The 17019-nt window shown below is 30.6% G+C and carries 11 protein-coding genes; all 11 read right to left on the reverse strand.

Features of this window, described 5'->3' with window-relative positions:
* Positions 1-51: 51 nt before the first annotated feature.
* Positions 52-2061 carry a beta-galactosidase gene (locus tag H9661_RS05200; protein ID WP_191767871.1) on the reverse strand — a complete coding sequence of 670 codons (2010 nt, stop codon included), beginning with the start codon at positions 2059-2061 and terminating at the stop codon, positions 52-54.
* An 18-nt stretch (positions 2062-2079) separates the two neighbouring features.
* Positions 2080-2907 (reverse strand): polysaccharide deacetylase family protein, encoded by an 828-nt coding sequence (locus H9661_RS05205; RefSeq protein ID WP_143316762.1) that lies wholly within the window; start codon positions 2905-2907, stop codon positions 2080-2082.
* A gap of 19 nt (positions 2908-2926) precedes the next feature.
* Positions 2927-4810: a polysaccharide lyase family protein gene (locus H9661_RS05210; RefSeq protein ID WP_191767872.1), complete on the reverse strand. Its 1884-nt coding sequence runs from the start codon at positions 4808-4810 to the stop codon at positions 2927-2929.
* A gap of 11 nt (positions 4811-4821) precedes the next feature.
* Positions 4822-7086: a GDSL-type esterase/lipase family protein gene (locus H9661_RS05215; protein WP_191767873.1), complete on the reverse strand. Its 2265-nt coding sequence runs from the start codon at positions 7084-7086 to the stop codon at positions 4822-4824.
* Between the two features lie 22 nt (positions 7087-7108).
* The gene (locus H9661_RS05220; protein ID WP_191767874.1) at positions 7109-8611 is read right to left on the reverse strand and encodes an extracellular solute-binding protein; all 1503 of its coding nucleotides are present in this window, start codon (positions 8609-8611) and stop codon (positions 7109-7111) included.
* 120 nt (positions 8612-8731) lie between these two features.
* Positions 8732-9628 carry a carbohydrate ABC transporter permease gene (locus H9661_RS05225; RefSeq protein WP_243240341.1) on the reverse strand — a complete coding sequence of 299 codons (897 nt, stop codon included), beginning with the start codon at positions 9626-9628 and terminating at the stop codon, positions 8732-8734.
* 15 nt (positions 9629-9643) lie between these two features.
* Complete coding sequence (locus H9661_RS05230) at positions 9644-10609, reverse strand: ABC transporter permease (protein ID WP_143316759.1); 966 nt, start codon at positions 10607-10609, stop codon at positions 9644-9646.
* Positions 10610-10683: 74 nt separating this feature from the next.
* Positions 10684-12201, reverse strand: coding sequence for an extracellular solute-binding protein (locus H9661_RS05235; RefSeq protein ID WP_191767875.1), 1518 nt, complete (start codon positions 12199-12201; stop codon positions 10684-10686).
* Between the two features lie 427 nt (positions 12202-12628).
* Positions 12629-14029 (reverse strand): glucuronate isomerase, encoded by a 1401-nt coding sequence (uxaC, locus tag H9661_RS05240; protein WP_191767876.1) that lies wholly within the window; start codon positions 14027-14029, stop codon positions 12629-12631.
* A gap of 12 nt (positions 14030-14041) precedes the next feature.
* Positions 14042-15523, reverse strand: a complete 1482-nt coding sequence (locus tag H9661_RS05245; RefSeq protein ID WP_143316756.1) for a UxaA family hydrolase — start codon at positions 15521-15523, stop codon at positions 14042-14044.
* Positions 15516-16985 (reverse strand): tagaturonate reductase, encoded by a 1470-nt coding sequence (locus H9661_RS05250; RefSeq protein ID WP_191767877.1) that lies wholly within the window; start codon positions 16983-16985, stop codon positions 15516-15518. Before H9661_RS05250 ends, H9661_RS05245 begins: the two co-directional genes overlap by 8 nt.
* Positions 16986-17019 lie beyond the last annotated feature (34 nt).

Here is a 17019-nt window from a genome sequence, read left to right on the forward strand (position 1 = left end):
TACATAGCTCCGTAAAGAAAATCAACATTTTATTTTAGTTTTTAGTTGTTTTTATTTTGATTTTCTGTTGTTTTTATTTAGTTTCAATATTTTATATTCATATCTTCCTAGCCTCAATTCTCCTTTGGGTATATTAACCTTTTCTAAAACATCAAAAACTTCTATTGGAATTAATACATTTCCACCTTTTCCATCCATATTAACCACTACTTCATAAATATTTTCATCATCATGTCTTGGAATACTAATCGTCCCCTCCGAAACTTCTGCCCTTACATATATATTTACTTCTTTAGCATAATAATCAATCATTTTTTGCAACATTCTATCTCCATCTTCACCATAAGGAAGTGAACCGAGCATTATAACTTTTCCTTTACCAACTTTATTTTCTGTTATAAACGCCTCACCATCTGTTATGCCACCCTTTAGAATCCCAATAGCTTTAGCTCCATTAAGCTTAAACACAGCAGACCATAATTTTAACGGTGCTTTCTCTCCAAAGGCTTCCCCAGTCGCACCTGAATTCTCCATGGGATAAGTATATAATGTTTCTACGCCAGCCAACTCCTCTAAATTTTTACCCAAAGCTGCATCTATATTCACTGTATGTTCTTTTGTTCTACCACCTGTTAATGGTCCTACAATCCAAACTCCACCTTCTTCTACAAACTTTTTTGCCCTCTCAAAATATTCAGGTGATAAATAATACATAAATGGAGTAATTAATAACTTATATCCATCTAATGAAAATCCTTCTGGTATCATATCTCTATGAATTCCAGTCTTCAAAACATTATTATAGAAATCTGTAATTAGTCCTCTATACTGATCCTTTTTATGGCTTTCTGTTAATAAGAAAGTCTTAGCCATATCAGAATATGCTACTGCAAGTTCAGCTTGAGTATATTCAGTATTTATCATAAATTCTTCTACTCTTTTTCTTGCTCTTTCAACCTCTAAAACATTTTTATAACCAACTGATGGCTTTCCCCAAGCACTAATTACTGCCGAATGACTTTGTTCACATCCATATGGTTGTTGTCTCCATAACCAATATATAAAACCTTCTCCGCCTAAAGCATAAGTTGCTACAGCTTCACTAGCTAAATAGCCATTTGGATGTACTTCTGCATGTCTATCTAGTGCTCCTGTATGAGATGTACTTGTTTCTAGAAGCCAATAATTTTTACCTTTCTTAATATTTCTCCATATATCGCAATTTAAAGTAAATGCATGTGGCGTTTCATGAGATGCATACGTATCATACCCTGCCACATCAAGATTTTCAAATAGCAATTCATTGTCCGTGGTGAACTCTAATCCTGCATTTGTAGTAATTGTTGTTTTTGAATACTTTCTAATTATATCTGCTTGTTCAGATGCAAATTCTGCTATCTTTTCCCTATGAAATATACGATACATAGTTGAAAGTGAAGAATTATGAATAAATGGAGTAGATTCAAAAGGCTGGGGAACTTGATTAAAACTTTGATATAATTCACTCCAAATTAATGTTCCCCATTTTTTATTCAAGTTATCTATAGTTACATATCTCTTTTCCAACCACTTATGCCATTCTTCTTTACAAGTCTCACAAAAGCACTCGCTTATATGACATTTAAATTCATTATCTAATTGCCACAAAGCTATAGCTGGATGTTTCCCCACTTCTTTAGCTATATTTTCAACTATATTTCTACTTGCTTTTCTAAACTTTTCATTATTTGTACATACATGTTGCCTTGAACCATGCACCATTTTTCTTCCTTTAGAATCAACATGTAATCTTTCCTCATGATTATGTGTAAACCAAATAGGAGGAGTCGGAGTCGGTGTACACATTATAACTTCAATATCATTTCTATATAATAAATCTAATATGTACTTTAAATATGAGATATCTACTTCACCTTCATTTCGTTCAAGCTTGCTCCATATGAATTCTCCTACTCTCACTATATTTATTCCTGTTTTCTTCATAAGCCTTATATCTTCTTTTATTGTTTTCTCATCCCATAGTTCTGGATAAAAAGCAGCTCCGTGATATAACTTCTTCATAAAAATCTCCCTTTTATATTATTTAAAATTAACTTGTTCTCCACCTTTAATCTGGTAAATAACCTTGTCTACACTAATCCAAGCTGTTTGAATAGAAGGATTGTATACAAAACTTCCATCAGCTGAATACTTTAAGTTTCTACATACATTTAAATAATCAACTATTTCAATATTAGTCGCATACCATGTATCTTCCCTATTTCCTACCTTCTTACAAAACTCCTCCATAAGATTCCAATTATTATCTCTATCAAATTCATAACTATGTCCCCAAACATAGAACATATATAAATATTGAGTTTTATTTAATGATATAAATTCGTCTGCATATTTTAGCAAATCATGATTATGATGACATGTTGCCTTCCATTCATAGAAGTCTTTTGGCATAGCAAAATTTTCACTATTTCCTACAATTCTTGAATATTCTATTCCAACATGGTGTAACATATTCTTTATTTCATCAGTATACGATCCATTAGGATATGATAATCCTCTAACAGTATATCCAACTAATGACTCTAGTTCTTTCCTATCTTCTAGAACCTCATTTATAACATTTGTCATTGGACATCTTTCTATAGTTGGATGTGTCAATGTATGACAGGAAACTTCATGACCTTTATAAAGCTCTTTTATCTCTTTTCTAGGTATCCTTTTCCCAAAAGCATCACTTATTAATGGCTCATATTTTTCAATAAGACCAGAATTCAAATGAAAAGTTCCTTTTATGTTATATTTATTGAAAATTTCTATTAGCTTTCTATCTCCATTTCTTCCATCATCATAGCTCATTGTCAAAACTTTATGCTTTCCTCCTGGAAAGCAGTTATAAATTGTACTCATTTTTTATCACTCCTAGCTGTTATTTATTTAAATTATTTATAATGTTATTCTTAATATCAAAATCAAATTTCATAGAAGAAATATCTGCTAAAATCTCATTTTTATCTTCAAAATTTTCATTATAAATTTTTTCTATAGCTCCTTTTAATTTTAAAGATACTTCATCATCTATATACCCAGAGGCTTTATAACAGTCTACTAGCATTTTATTTGTGAATTCTGTTCCTTTTTCTTCTGTTTCTAAAAGTATAATGTCATACATAAAAGCTCCATCTACACTTTCTAGACTTATATTGTTATATCCAATATTTAACAAATCCTTGTTAACTTCTATCTCTTCTAAATGATATCTTCCACTTTTAACTGCACTTCTATAAAATGTTGTATCATTTTCATAATAAAGTTTTTTAATTATTTCACCATTAACCTTAACTATCAGCTTAGGTGATAATTTAACTCCTATTTCGTAAGTTGTAGCTCCTGCTAATGCTATTGTTAAATGAGCATTTTTTTGTAGCTTCTTATCTAACTGAAAATTTATATTCCATGTTGCATCTTTTGGCTCAGCATAATACCAATCTTCTTTTTCATTACTTTCACCAATTTTATAATTTAAATTTTTAGGTAATAATGTCATCCATTTATAATTTCTAAATTCACTACCATATTTAAATTCAGATGCTTTTCTATCTGATTTTCCTATTTGCCAAAGTAAATTTGTAAATCTAGGAGCTTCCCAAACTAAATTTCCTAAATTCAACTCTCCCGCCAATACTTCTATATCCTTCTTTTCTAATTGTCTTGTTATAGTTCCATGGGTAGCATAGGCATAAAGGGTATATTCACCTGGTCTTACTTTTTCAATTTCAAAGTTACCATCTGAATCTGCTTTATTATAAAAAATATAATCACCTTTTTGTCTTAAGAATTCTCCCCCATCTTTTGCAAGCACAACCATAGCATTGCCTACATCTCTTCCATCTTTTGAAATTAATTTTCCCTTAACAGTACCTCTTTCTAAAGGATATAGTTCTTCATTAACCCAAGTATAAGGCCATTCTTCTCCTTGTTCTTTTGCTATGTTCTTTGCATCCTGAATCATCTCTTCATGGGTTCCATCATTTATATAAAATAACCATGGTCCATAGAACTTTTTCCAATCTCTAGGAACATCAAATGCTCCAGTTCCAAAATGAGCTCCTGTCATATAATTTAAAATTATTCCATCATAATGAACTAACAATTCCTGCTTCATAGGACCACTAGGATAATATTCAGTACTAGCTGGAATAAACCAAGCTCCAAATTCATCTCCATATTCTCCCCATAGATGGTTGTCTTTAAAATATCCAGCATAATCATATTTTGAATAAACTTCTTCATCTTCATATCTATATGTCTCATCTTGAAGCTTTTCCTTTGTTTCAAGTTCACTATGGCTTGGTTGTTTACCTATTCTCTCAGAATTATATGAAATATTAAAATTTGAAGTTCCCATCCTATATACTGTTCTAAGCTCTGCTATTTCTAATTTTTCATCACTATTATTAGCTGTAATAACATATGAGTATATTCCACTTATACCTTTTTTCATTATTATGTGATATTCTGCATATAGCAAACTTGTAGTATCTATATATGCTATATGAACCAAATCTTCTTCTTGCTGTAATACCTTAATCTGACGAGGTTGGAAATTTCTGAATTTGCCATTTGCGTGATAATCCAAATAGAATGTTCTTTTTCTATTGACATCTCTATCATCACCGGTTAATCCTTTTAAAAGTTCTTTTCCGTTCTTTATTAAAGAGTCAACAGAACCTTGATTATTGAATTTAACTCTTATAAGCCCATTATCTAAAGTAGCTTCCATATTATTGACTACTAAATTAACACTTCTCATTTTTTCATACCTCATTTTTTTCTAAAATACTTTACTAACTCTAATTTATTTTCTTTTATTCCTTCTACAATAAGTTCAGCTATTTTAATCGCTCCATCTTCACAGAAGTGACTGTTATCTTTTATTCCATCCGGATATCCTGGAAATTCACCTGGAGCATAATGCAAAAATAATTTCTTACTTTCCTCAACTCCCATGCTATTTACCAATCTTTCACCTTTATAATTTAAATCTATTAAGACAACTCCTTCTTCTTTAGCTAGTTCTCTAACAGCTTCCGGATAATAACCATGAGTATTTACTATCTTCTCATCTTCACCAAACTCTCTTCTAGGCATAGATGTAATAAGCACAGGTATAGCCCCTTTCTTTCGGGCAACATTAATATATTCTCTTAATACCCTTTTATATTTTCCATTAGCATCTGAATAAAACATTCCTGGTTTTTGATCATTGTGCCCGAATTGTATAAATAAATAGTCATTAGGCTTTATTAATTGTAAAATGTCATCTAATCTACTTTCTTTAATAAAGCTTACTGCAGTTCTCCCTCCAAATGCATGGTTACTCACTGCAACTCCTTCATCAAAAAACGAAGGCAATACTTGTCCCCATCCTGTATATGGCTCTTCAAAATGATCACACACAATAGAGTCACCTGCTAAAAATATTGTTTTAGCATCTGCCTTATATATTTCAATATCATTAACAACGGGATTTTCCCCATCTATAGCAATTCTTAATTCATTATCAAACACATTAACCGAAAAAGTCTTTTTTACTAATTCTCCTTTTGCAGTAATTATTGACTTCAAATATAACCTACGATTTCCTACTTTAACGCTCTCAGTATATGAAGTTGTTTCAGATCCTCCAAAAGTTATAGAAACATCATATATATCATTTTCAAGAGGGAATTTATATCTAAGCTCTTTTATTTTACTTTCTATTGGAAGAGTACCTTTATAATATTTATCTGCTACAATTTTCACATCTGCTCCTGGATACAATGTGGAATGTGAAAGCCTTTTACTTTGTTCTATTGGGATATTTTCATATCTACTAATATCCATAAATTTCGCAGCAAAAATACTCGCTTTTCCATCACTATATATAATTACACATTCTATATTATTATTTAACAAATCAGCATGGATTACATATCCATCTACTGGGAATGTTGCAACTGGTTCCAAAAAACCATTATAAAGAGTTGGTAGGACTCCTCCCCCTCTTCTGTAAGCTAAAATATAATCTTTCTTATTTCCACTCCAATTGTGAAATGTTTCTATAATTGTAAGCCATCCCTTTGTCTCACGGTTTTCCTTTATTAATTCTTTTCCATTACAATCAAGAATGAATATCCCGTCTCTTCCTGTCTCAGGATTTACAGTTCCATCTAATTCTCCTCTTACTATGCGATCAAGTCCTGCTATTTGTAACCCTTCTAAATCTTCTCTAAATTGACCTACTGCAATATGTTGTGCCTCTACAGAATTTTCATATCTCCACATTTCTTTTCCATCCCAAGAATACATAACAGTTGAATTACCACTACCACCTATAACTATTTGTCCACCTCTAGCTGGATTACGAAGAACATCTCCAATAGTTATACAATCTGCATGATCCTTTAAATCTTTGCAAGACCACAAAACATTTCCTTTACTATCTAGCATGTCATATCCAGCTAAAACTTCATCCTTATCATCACCATTAATATCGCAAATCCATGGATAATGTCCTATATTTCCTTCATGCTCCCATAATAAATTAAAGTTTTTGTCCATTGCCCACATCTTTGTATATCTATTTTTAAGTATTATATCCTGAGGAAATTCATTGCCAGAAAGATTAGCAACTATTATACAATCATGTGCTTCTTCATTAGGCAAATCATATTCCTTTTTTACTTTTCCTGTTTTACCATCTAAAATTTTAAACTTCTTATTCATAACACATAATACTTCATTAATTCCATCGCCATCTATATCTGCTATTTGAGCTGGAAAATCTGAACCAAACTCTCCAGGTATGTCACTTGGAATTCCTACCTGCCAAAGTAGATTCCCTTCAAGATCAAATGTTGTAATAGCCTGAACTTGGTGAGGTTCGTATCTATCATCAATACCACCATTAGCTTGAACCATCACTAATTCCATTCTTCCATCACCATCAACATCACCTATAAGTGCTTTTGCATTTTTTCCTGCCTTCTCAGTATTTATTTCTCCTATCAGTACTGGCTTTGGCTCTTTTTCTATTCTTCTACTCATCTCTTCCTCCTAAAAGCTATGACTATTTATACAAATATTCCTCATATAACTTATTTACTTTTTCAATATAACTATCTCCTTCATTTTCAAGCCATTCTCTTAGTGCTGATTCGTACTGGCTTTTATCTAGCTCTCCAAAAATATATTTTGCATTTATTGACTCTAAATCCGATAAAACACTTTGTTCATTATTTATATATCCTTCTGTCTTTAAATTTAAAACTGGATTTTCGATAATATTATCTTCTTTTAAATCTTGCACTTTACTCAAGTTTTTTCTGAAATTACTCTTTTCGTTTGTTGATAAACTTTCTTTATTCCAATTGATACTTAATTCTGAAAAAGAAAGTAAATCATAAGTTGTACTATTCTGCAATGATTTATATTCTCCATTTTCAATTGTGTAATTTTCCCCCAGTATACCGTAGTTAAGCAAAGTATAACACTCTTTACTATTTAGTTTATCAACAAATCCTAAGACCTTTCTTAATTTTTCCTCACTCTTTATTCCCTTTTTAGGAAACATAAGCATACCAGAATAACCTTTACCTCCAAATACCTTACTATTTTCATTTACCTTAATACTACTTATTGTTGTTATAAGTTTATCAGTTTCTGAATTTGGATTTTTTTCTTTAATTGATTTTTCTAAATCCACTGCTTTTGATAATTTTTCAAATATAACTCCATACTTATTATTAAAAAAGTTATCTTCAACATCTGAATTATTCTTTAAATAGCACTTTGGATCTATATATCCTTCATCATATATTTTTCTCATATAATCTAAGGCCTTTTTATACTCTTCTGTAGTAAATGCAGGGACTAATTTATCATCTTTAACTTTCCAACCATTTGGTGCCCCAAACCACGCAGCAATTTGATTAAAAATATCATTAAATTTACCTTCATCTGCTCCAGCAATTCCCAATCCATATGTATCTTTTATGCCATTTTCATCAGGATCACTATCTCTAAATCTTCTAAGTATTTCTGTAAATTCATCAATATTTTGTGGTTCTTTAAGACCTAACTTATCTAACCAATCTTTCCTAAAAATCATTGAATTATCTACCATATCTTTATATCTATAAATGCCATAAGTTTTTCCTTTAAAAGATGCATTATTTTGAATTGCCTTATCTCCATTTGATAAATTTTCATAACCTGTGATATAATCATCCACTTGCCAAAAGCCTCCTTGATCTACACCTTTTACGATATCTTCAGTTATATCTTCTACCACAAGAATATCAGGACATTCTCCTGAAGCTATCATAGCTGTACTTTTAGCTTTATAATTTCCTTTTGGTATCCATTTTATATCAACTTTCATTTCAGTTAGCTCTTCTAATTTACTTAATATCTCACTGTTTTTCTCTGGTTCATCAATGCTATTTAAGGGCGCAACAATTGAAATACTATCTAAACTTTCCTCTTTATCCTTTGCCGAGCAACCTACAAAAGTTCCTAGTAAAGTACATAATGTAATCATTGCTGTTATTGGTTTAAGCATCTTTTTCATAAGAGGCAGCCCCTTTCTATAAATTTATTTAGCAAAAGTTAATATACTATAAAAGGCTGTCTTAAAATTATCTTAGTATAATACTTAGAAATATAAGACAGCTTCTCTATTATTGAAATTTTATCCTTTTACAGATCCTAACATCATTCCCTTTGCAAAATGTTTTTGTAAGAATGGATATATGCACAAAATAGGAATTGTCGCTACTGCTATTGTACCTAATTTAACTGCTTCTTTAGGAATTTCTAGCGTTGCTACTGCATCTCCATTAGCAGCAATATCTGACATTAATGTTATCTGACGTAAAATAATTTGTAATGTCCATTTGCTACTATCATTTATATATAGGAATGCGTTAAAGAAATCATTCCATGTTCCAACAGCATAGAATAATGTGAATGTTGCTATTGTAGGCATTGATAATGGTAATACTATCTTAATAAATGTTCTTATTTCTGAACAACCATCTATCTTAGCAGCTTCTATTAATTCTTCTGGAAACTCCTGGAATGTATTCTTAATTATTATTAAGTTAAATGGATTAATTGCAACTGGTAAAATTAATGCCCAATATGAATCTAATAATCCTAATGATTTAACTACTAAGAATGTAGGAATCATTCCACCACTAAATACCATTGTTATAACTACACATTTCATTAAAAAAGATCTACCTCTTAACCCTTTTCTTGAAAGAGGGTAAGCCATTGAAAATGTACAAAATAATTGTACAATTGTACCGACAACAGTTACACCTATTGTTGTTAATAAACTTCTAAAAATATTTCCTGCATCAAAAATGTATTTATAAGCTTCTAATGTAAAACCATGTGGTATTATGAAAAAATGTCTTGTTGACAACTCTAACTCTGAAGAGAATGATCCTGCTATAACAAATAAGAAAGGAACTATTGTTATAAACCCAAAAACACCTAAAATAATTATATTAAAGACATCAAATACTCTTCCAGCAGGAGTGTTAAATATATCTTTTTTTCTCTTTTTACTCATAATCATAACATCTCCTCCTCACTAGAATATTCCACTATCTGGATCAACTTTTTTTGCAATAAAGTTTGAACCAAGTACTAAAATAACTCCAACTAAAGATTTAAATAATCCAACTGCTGTTGCATAACTATATGCACCTTGTGTTATACCTAATTGATATACATAAGTATCAAATACATCTGCTGCTACACGATTTAATGAATTTGTCATCAAGAAGATTTGATCAAATCCTGTAGATAAGAATTGTCCGCACTTAAGAATCAACATAACAACAATTGTATTTTTTATAGCTGGTAAAGTAATATGTATAACTCTTTTAAATCTTCCTGCTCCATCCATTACAGCTGCTTCATACTGTTCTGGATCTACAGATGCTAATGCTGCAAGATATATTATTGTTCCATATCCACTTTCTTTCCATATTCCTTGAAATACTATCATGGGTTTAAACAATCCTGGTTCAGTAAGTGCATTAATTTGATGCCCAGTTATCGTTTCTAACAAGTTAGAAAGGGCTCCAGTATCTGCAGTTAATAATATTACTGATATACTTGCAACTATAGTCCAAGAAACAAAGTGAGGCACATATATTGCTGTTTGTATACATTTTTTATATATTTCTACTCTTAATTCATTTAGCAATAAAGCTAATATAATAGGAAAGGCAAATCCCACAGTAACATTTAAAGCTCCAAGAATTAATGTATTTGACATTAATCTTCCAAAGTCAGGACTAGAAAAGAAATCTTTAAAATATTCAAAACCAACCCACTTACTACCTGAAAATCCTAAGTACGGTGAATAATCTTTGAAAGCTATAGATAGTCCCCACATTGGTGCAAATCTAAATACAATAAAATATATTATTCCTGGTATTAACATAATGTAAAGCCACTTATTATGCTTTATATGATCTAAAAGCGATATTTTCTTTTTAGGTGTAATTTTTGCTTTATTTGGTTCTGCACTTATTACACTATTTTCCATACGCTCTCATTCCTTTCTTATTTATATATTTTGCTTTAGAGGATGTCAAAATTTCAAGACATCCTCCAACTGATCTATTTAATATTCTCTTTATATAACTTTCCTAATTCATCCATATACTCTTGTCCACCTGTGCTTAACCATAAATTAATTGCATCTTGATAACCTTTTTTATCTATTTGTCCAGCAATATATTTGATTCTGGCATCAGCCATAATATTTTGTAATTGAGCACCCTTCTTAGAATACACATCAGAAATTAATGATGCTGTTGGATTAAACACTGCTTTATCCTTACCTTTTTCCATAATGTCGTTTCTTTGTGCTTCAAGATTATTACCTTTTAAAGGTTTCATTATTTTGTAATTTGGTGTATTAGTTGATAACTGAGAATATGCGTCTAATTGTGCTTTTAATGTTTTATCAGTAGTTGGAACATACTTCCCATTTTCCATCTTATAATGAACACCTTCTACACCATTATTTAGTATAGTATTAACTTCTTCTGTATTAGTCTTATTTATGAAGTCTAATACTTTCTTAACATCTTTTTCGCTCTTAACACTTTGTTTTGGTAGTACTAACATTCCTGAATATCCTGTAGTTGGTAAAATTTTATCTGCTGCACTAGTTGTAATATTGCCAACCATTGTTACATACGAGTCACCATTTTTACCATCATCCCCATACTTCTCCAAAATTTTCTTTTGTAGCTTATCCAATGCTCTTGATTGAACATCAACTATAACTCCAGCTTGTCCATTTACAAATGGATCATCCCAATTCTTTGAATCCATTACTGCAAAATCTTTATTCATTAAACCTTCATCATATAATTTTTTGAAATAATCTAATGCATTCATATATTCATCTGTCATAAAGTCTGGAGTAACTTTTCCATCATCAACTTTTGTTGCATTTGGTGCTCCAAACCAAATTGACATTTGATCAAAAGGACTGTTTGTATTTAAGCTTCCAGGCCATTTTGGAATAACCATTCCATATGTATCCTTTTTCCCGTTTTTATCAGGATCATTGTTAGTAAACTTTTTAAGCATATCTGTAAATTCTTCTAGGGTTTTTGGTTCTTTTAACCCTAAATTATTTAACCAATCTTTCCTTATAGCTACACAAGAACGAATAACATCTCTAGTTCTATAAATACCATATGTACTTCCGTTAAATGAGGCATTTTCTTTTATTGATTCATCTGCTTTTGATAAGTTATCATAATCTTCAATGAAATCATCTAACTTCCAAAAAGCACCTTTATTAACATTGCTAATTGTTGTTGCATCTTTATCTTTCACAACCAATATATCAGGGACTTCATCTGATGCTAATGTAATTGATAACTTATCATTATAGGAACTATCAGGAACCCATGTAATATCAACTTTATATCCTGTTTTTTCTTCTAATTGTTTTTGAATCTCATTATCTCCCGCAGGTGCATCTGTTCCTACTAAAGGCGCCATAATTGATATATGTTTATCCCCTGAAGAATCTTTTGCATCCTTCGAACCACAACCAGCCAACATTGTTAAAGACATCAATCCAACTAAAATCAATGAAATTTTCTTACTCTTCATAACCATATCTCCCCTTTAATATATTTAAACTAATAAAATTTAAAACATTCTATAATGCATATTATTTGAATATATGCAAACGTGTGTAAGTTTTCCAACAAATAATAGCAAAGTTTTGTTATATTATAACTCCTCTCATAATTATATAATGTTTAATTAATGTATACCTTTACTTACAACTTGATTATAAACCTTTACATTGTAATAGTCAACATATTTTTGTTATTTTTTCTTGTTTTTCCTTTCATTCATGTTTAAAAACAAAATAAAATCAACACAATTGCGAATTTCTATAGTTTTTAATTCAATATTATGCTGTAATCTTTGCTTTTTTTCTGCACTTTCTCTAAATTTGTTAGATTAATCTTTAAAACAAAAAGACCGCCTAAGGTTTAATCTACCTTAGACAGTCACCGAAACTGTATTTTTATTTTTTAAAATATACTGCTGCATTGTTATAACAAATATCTTGCACTACTTTTCCTAGCATCTCCATATCAGCTGGATATTCTCCATTTTCAACTAATCCGCCTAGGTAGTTACAAAGTATTCTTCTAAAATACTCATGTCTTGTATATGATAAGAAACTACGTGAATCTGTAAGCATTCCAACAAATTTACTTATAAGCCCTAATTGGGATAAAGCTGTCATTTGTTTTACCATTCCATCTTTTTGGTCAAGGAACCACCATCCAGATCCAAATTGAATCTTACCAGCTATTCCTCCACCTTGGAAGTTTCCAAGCATAGTTGCAAGAACTTCATTATCCTTAGGATTTAAACAATATAATATTGTTTTAGGTAACTTATCTTCAGATTCTAATGCATCTAAAAATCTTGATAAAGGCTTCGCTACTTCCCCATCATCAATACTATCAAAACCTACATCTGGTCCTAATTTCTTAAACATTCTGCTATTATTGTTTCTCATAGCTCCGATGTGTAATTGTAAAACCATTCCATGACTATGATACATTTCAGTTAATTTAATCATAGTTAATGTGTTATATTTTTCTATTTCATCTTGAGTTAAAGTTTGTCCACCTAAAGCTTTCTTTAAGATTGCATCAACCTCTTCTTCAGTTGTTTCTCTAAAGTAAACTCTATCCATAGCATGATCTGTAATTGTACAACCATTGTCTACGAAGAATTGTAATCTCTTTTTAAGTACTTCTAAAAGTTCACTATACGATGCAATTGTTGTATTTTCAGTACTACCTAATACTTTTATATATTCAGCAAAGCCTTCACTACCTATCTTTACAACTTTATCTGGTCGCCATGCTGGTCTTACCTCACATGTAAAATCCCTATCCTTAGCTATTTCTTGATGAAATTCTAAACTATCAGCTGGATCATCAGTAGTTCCAATGTATTTAACATTTGACTTCATAATAATTGATTTTGCAGTAAATCCAGCACTCTTTATTACTTCATTACATTTATTCCATATCTCTTCAGCATTCTTTTCGCTTAGGACTTCAGTTACACCAAAGTATCTTCTAAGCTCTAAGTGAGACCAATGATAAATTGGGTTACCTATTAAATAAGGCATTACAGAAGCAAATGCTTTAAACTTTTCGAAGTCAGTTGAATCTCCTGTTATATATTTTTCATCTACACCATAACTTCTCATTGCTCTCCATTTATAATGATCTCCATATAACCATATTTCAGTAATATTGTTATACTTAATATCCTTAGCAATTTGTTCTGGTATTAAATGACAGTGATAATCAAAAATTGGCATGTCCTTAGCATACTTGTTATATAATGTATTTGCAGTTTCATTTGATAATAAAAAATCTTCTCCCATGAACTCTTTCATGTTAAATCCCTCCTATAATGTAACTCCATCCTTTAATATAGATATTTCTCTATAATCATTAACTTCATTTTTAGCCTTATACTCGCCTGATGCAGTTTTTATAATTAAATCTAAAAACTCTTCATCAATTTTTTCTGGATTGCTTGATCCAATAAGTTCTCCCGCATTAAAATCTATCCAATTTTTCTTTCTATTGTAAAGATCCGTATTGGTTGAAATCTTTAATGTCGGAACATTTCCACCAAATGGTGTTCCTCTTCCAGTAGTAAACAATACTATATGTGCACCAGCTGCTGCGAGAACTGTAACTGCACATTGATCATTTCCCGGACCAGAAATTAGGTTTAAACCTGTCTTTGTTGCTCTATCTCCATATTCTAATACATCAGTTACTACAGCCTTACCACTCTTTTGTACACAACCTAATGATTTTTCTTCTAATGTTGTTATTCCACCTTTTTTATTCCCAGGTGAAGGATTTTCATAAATAACTTGATTATACCTCATGAAATATTCTTTAAAGTTATTTATAAGATCCACACTTTTATCAAAAATATCTTTATTTATAGCTCTATCAAATAGGATTGTTTCAGCCCCAAACATTTCTGGCACTTCTGTTTGTATAGCTGTTCCACCTAAAGTGGTCAAAGTATTTGATATTCTTCCTAGTAATGGATTAGCTGTAACACCTGAGAATGCATCAGATCCACCGCATTTCAACCCAATTTTCAGTTTAGATATATTTACATCTTCACGTTCGAATTTTGAAGCATATTCAACCAATTCTCCTATAAGCTTCTTGCCTTCTTCAACTTCATCTTCAACATCTTGAACTCTTAAGAACTTGATTCTATCATGATTTATAGGCTCAAGTATTTCTTTAAAGCTTTCTAATGTATTATTTTCGCATCCAAGAGAAACTACAAGTACTCCTGCTGCATTTGGGTGATTTACCATATCAGCTAAAATCTTTCTAGTATTCTCTAAATCACTACCAAGTTGAGAACATCCAAATGGATGTTCAAAATGATATACACCATCTACCTTATCATTTATAAGCTTATTTCCTTCTCTTGCTAAAATTGCACAAGTTTTATTAATACAACCAACTGTATTAATGATCCATATTTCATTTCTTATTCCAACTTCTCCATTATCACGAACATATCCTTTAAAAGTAAGATCACTTTTTTCTTTGTGAACTTCTTTTATATCTCCCTTGAAGTTATATTCTAATATTTCTCCAAGTCCTGTACCAAGATTGTGAGAATGCACCCAATCTCCAACTTTGATATCTTCTTTTGCCTTTCCTATGCTATAACCATATTTAAGAATGTCTTGTCCTTTTTTAATATTCTTTATAGCAACCTTATGTCCTTTTGGTATATCATTTACTAATTTTATTTCTCCAATATTGATGCCTTCTCCAGCTTTACCGTCTTCTAACAGCACAGCAACATCATCATCATGATTTATCTTAATTACTTTATGCATACTTCTTCTCCAAACTTTCTAATGCTTCACTTACCGCTACAGTTAAACCTTTGATTAAAGTTAAATCTTCACCCCAAAGTTCTGTATTACTAAGTACAACTTTTACATAATCTTCATTTTTAACTGAATATTCTTTATTTACACTACTCATGAATTCTAAAACATTTGGTACGTCAAAAACAGGATATTCTTGACCTTTAAAGCTATGTCCTACATACTTATCTTCTTTCTTTTCTATTTGATAGAATCTAAGAAGCCCTGCAAGACCAATTACCATATTCTTTGGTAAAGCGTTATTATCTTCGATATAAGCTTTAACAGTTGGTAAGTCTCTGTTAACAAATTTTGATACAGAATTCATAGATATAGATTCAAGTTTATGTTTTAAATGTGGATTTCTAAATCTTTGAAGAATTGTCTTCGCATATTCTTCTGCATCATCATTCTTTAATGATGGTATTATTTCATTTTCTAAAGCTTCATTTAAAAATGCCTTTTCTTCTAAATCTTCAATTAGCTCATCTACTCTTTCAAATCCCTTTAAGATTCCAAGTGGAGTTATTAAAGTATGTGATCCATTTAATATACTAACTTTTAATAAATGAATATCGTATAGTGAATCTGCCCATTTAACATTTAATCCAGCTGATTTTAGTGGTAATATCTTGTCATACTCTTCGCTTCCTTCAATTCCCCATAAAAAGAATGGTTCACATACTGAAGCTGCATTATCAATATATCCTAATTTTTCAAAGTATTCTTCAGTGTTTTCTCTTGGGAATCCTGGAACTATTCTATCAACTAAGTTGCTTAGGAATACACATGAAGCATTAAGCCAAGCCTTAAATTCAGCACTAGCTCCAAAACTTTCTGCATGTTTCTTAACCATTTCTTCAAGAACTTTACCGTTATCATCTACTAATTCACATGGGAAGATAAGTAATTTCTTAGATTTGTCTTTTAAGTTTTCAAATCTATGCATTAAAAATGCTGTTAATTTTCCTGGATATAACCCATCAACTGATACTTTGTTAAGTTCTACTTCCTTATAAGCTAGTCCTGCTTCTGTAGTGTTAGATATAATTACTTCTAAGCTTTCCAGTTCAGCAATTTCCATAAATAAATTCCAGTCAACATTGTAGTTAAATACTTTTGAAAATACAGAAATTATATCACTTTCATCTACTTCAACATTATCTCTAAATCCTCTTTGTGTTACTGTATAAAGCATATCTTGCTCTTTTAATGTGTTTATTTTTTGATCAAAATTTAAAGGACAAGTCAATGCAATTGATCCTTCATATTTTCCTGCTACTATTGCCTTATATACCATCCAATCAAAGAAAGAAGTTAAAAAATTTCCTTCTCCTATTTGCATGATCTTAATCGGACTTTTTATAACTTTATCATATATAGCTTTTTGTTTTGAATTTAAACATTCAACACTTAATTTTTTTTGCATAAGTAATTCACCTCATAAAATATTTTTAAATTCT

The sequence above is a fragment of the Clostridium cibarium genome (assembly GCF_014836335.1).
GTDB lineage: Bacteria > Bacillota > Clostridia > Clostridiales > Clostridiaceae > Clostridium > Clostridium cibarium.

Coding starts and splice junctions, on each gene's coding strand:
- H9661_RS05245 (WP_143316756.1), bottom strand. CDS start 15,523: ATGCATAAAGTAATTAAGATAAATCATGATGATGATGTTGCTGTGCTG.
- H9661_RS05220 (WP_191767874.1), bottom strand. CDS start 8,611: ATGAAAAAGATGCTTAAACCAATAACAGCAATGATTACATTATGTACT.
- uxaC (WP_191767876.1), bottom strand. CDS start 14,029: ATGAAAGAGTTCATGGGAGAAGATTTTTTATTATCAAATGAAACTGCA.
- H9661_RS05250 (WP_191767877.1), bottom strand. CDS start 16,985: ATGCAAAAAAAATTAAGTGTTGAATGTTTAAATTCAAAACAAAAAGCT.
- H9661_RS05215 (WP_191767873.1), bottom strand. CDS start 7,086: ATGAGTAGAAGAATAGAAAAAGAGCCAAAGCCAGTACTGATAGGAGAA.
- H9661_RS05235 (WP_191767875.1), bottom strand. CDS start 12,201: ATGAAGAGTAAGAAAATTTCATTGATTTTAGTTGGATTGATGTCTTTA.
- H9661_RS05205 (WP_143316762.1), bottom strand. CDS start 2,907: ATGAGTACAATTTATAACTGCTTTCCAGGAGGAAAGCATAAAGTTTTG.
- H9661_RS05225 (WP_243240341.1), bottom strand. CDS start 9,628: ATGATTATGAGTAAAAAGAGAAAAAAAGATATATTTAACACTCCTGCT.
- H9661_RS05200 (WP_191767871.1), bottom strand. CDS start 2,061: ATGAAGAAGTTATATCACGGAGCTGCTTTTTATCCAGAACTATGGGAT.
- H9661_RS05210 (WP_191767872.1), bottom strand. CDS start 4,810: ATGAGAAGTGTTAATTTAGTAGTCAATAATATGGAAGCTACTTTAGAT.
- H9661_RS05230 (WP_143316759.1), bottom strand. CDS start 10,609: ATGGAAAATAGTGTAATAAGTGCAGAACCAAATAAAGCAAAAATTACA.